Here is a 1521-nt window from a genome sequence, read left to right as displayed (position 1 = left end):
GTGAGGAGACCTGCGTTCCAGCCGGTGTCAGGTAGGACCGCCGCATTACTGCGGCGGTCCCCCCTCAGAACCGTGCGTGCCACTCGTCGCGGCACACGGCTCAAGCGAGTCCTACTGGCCTGGGATAAGGCGATGCTGCTCGCAGATACGGGGAAGGCTGCCGCTCCAGTCGTTTCCCGCAGTGTGCGTGGATGAGTTGATTCCGCGGAACCTTCCGATCGCTTGCTCTGGTGGTCTCCGCGAACGACATGACCGCCTTAAGACGGATCGCTTTGCGGATTCCGGTGAACCACGTGGCCCAGTCGTCCGGGTGTTGTGGCTCAGTGTCGGCGTAGAGCAGGTATTCGCCGCAGAGCGGGCACTTTCCACGCTGGCGTTGCATCATTCGGATGCGCACGTCGCTAAGCGGTGGCTTGTGTTCCCGCCGCCGCTGTGCCCAATATTCGGCAAGTTCAGGGTCGTCCGGGGAGGCGTTCCCGTTGACCATCACGTGCCGGACGATCGGCGTCCAGGCAAGCTTGGTGAGGTATCGGCCCGAAGCTCGGTCGCCGAAAATCCACCGTGCTTGGCTGGCGGGGTTGAACGCGCCGAAGTAGCGTTCACTGATCCACTTCTTCGACTTGTTCGGGTGCGTGCGAGCCGCCCAGCGAAAGACGGCCCACCAGAGGTAGTCGTCGACGTCGCTGTACACTCGCTTGGACACCCCGTTCCGGTAGTAGGCAGCCCACCCTCGAAGAATCGGGTTCAGCACCGTGATCACTTCGAGTGCGTTGGTCCCGCGAAGCATGCGCAGTTCATTACGCAGTCTGTTGCGGAACCGGGCCACCGCCGCAGAGCTCGGCTTGATCAGCAGCTTGCTTCCTTTGTAGCGGCGGACGTTGTACCCGAGAAAGTCGAAACCTTCGTCGAGGTGGACGATACTCGTCTTCTCCTCGTTGAAGGCCAGACCCCTCGGCGCCAGCCAGTCGGCAAGCCGTGCCTTGACTTCTTGTGCCTGGTCATAGGAGTGACACAGGGCGACGTAGTCGTCGGCGTATCTGATCAGTACCGGGCTGCCAGGTGCCGTCTTTCCGGTATGAACACCGTCAGTTCGGTATCTGACCCCTGCGGCCTCTTCCATTCCATGAAGAGCGATGTTCAGCAGCAGAGGGCTGATGACTCCCCCTTGCGGAGTACCTTCCGCAGTCGGGGCGAACGTCCCGTTCTCGATCACACCAGCTTTGAGCCACGCCCGCACCAATTCCCTGGCTGGGAAGGTCGCGAGCGAGGCGATGAGCCGTTGGTGGTCGATGCGGTCGAATGCCGCCGCCAGGTCGGCGTCGAGCACCCACCTGCGCTTGGAGAGGCGTCCTCTCGCCACGTGGAAGATGGCTTCGATCGCGTCGTGGCAGCCGCGGCCGGGCCGGAATCCGTAGGATCTCGGCTCGAACCGCGCCTCCCATTCGGGCTCCAGCGCGTTCAGCACCAGGGCCTGCATGGCCCGGTCACGGATCGTCGGAATTCCCAATGGGCGCTGTTTTC

1 protein-coding gene is annotated in these 1521 nt (G+C 62.9%); it reads right to left on the bottom strand.

What is annotated here, in order from left to right:
- Positions 1 to 100 precede the first annotated feature (100 nt).
- Positions 101 to 1521: group II intron reverse transcriptase/maturase (locus tag ACH427_RS32300; protein ID WP_398875387.1), on the bottom strand; the 1421-nt coding region annotated here is incomplete at its 5' end.

The organism is Streptomyces sp. NPDC020379, assembly GCF_044387105.1.
GTDB lineage: Bacteria > Actinomycetota > Actinomycetes > Streptomycetales > Streptomycetaceae > Streptomyces.
Note: the sequence above shows the minus strand (reverse complement) of the source record. Positions and strands in the feature narration are given on the sequence as shown.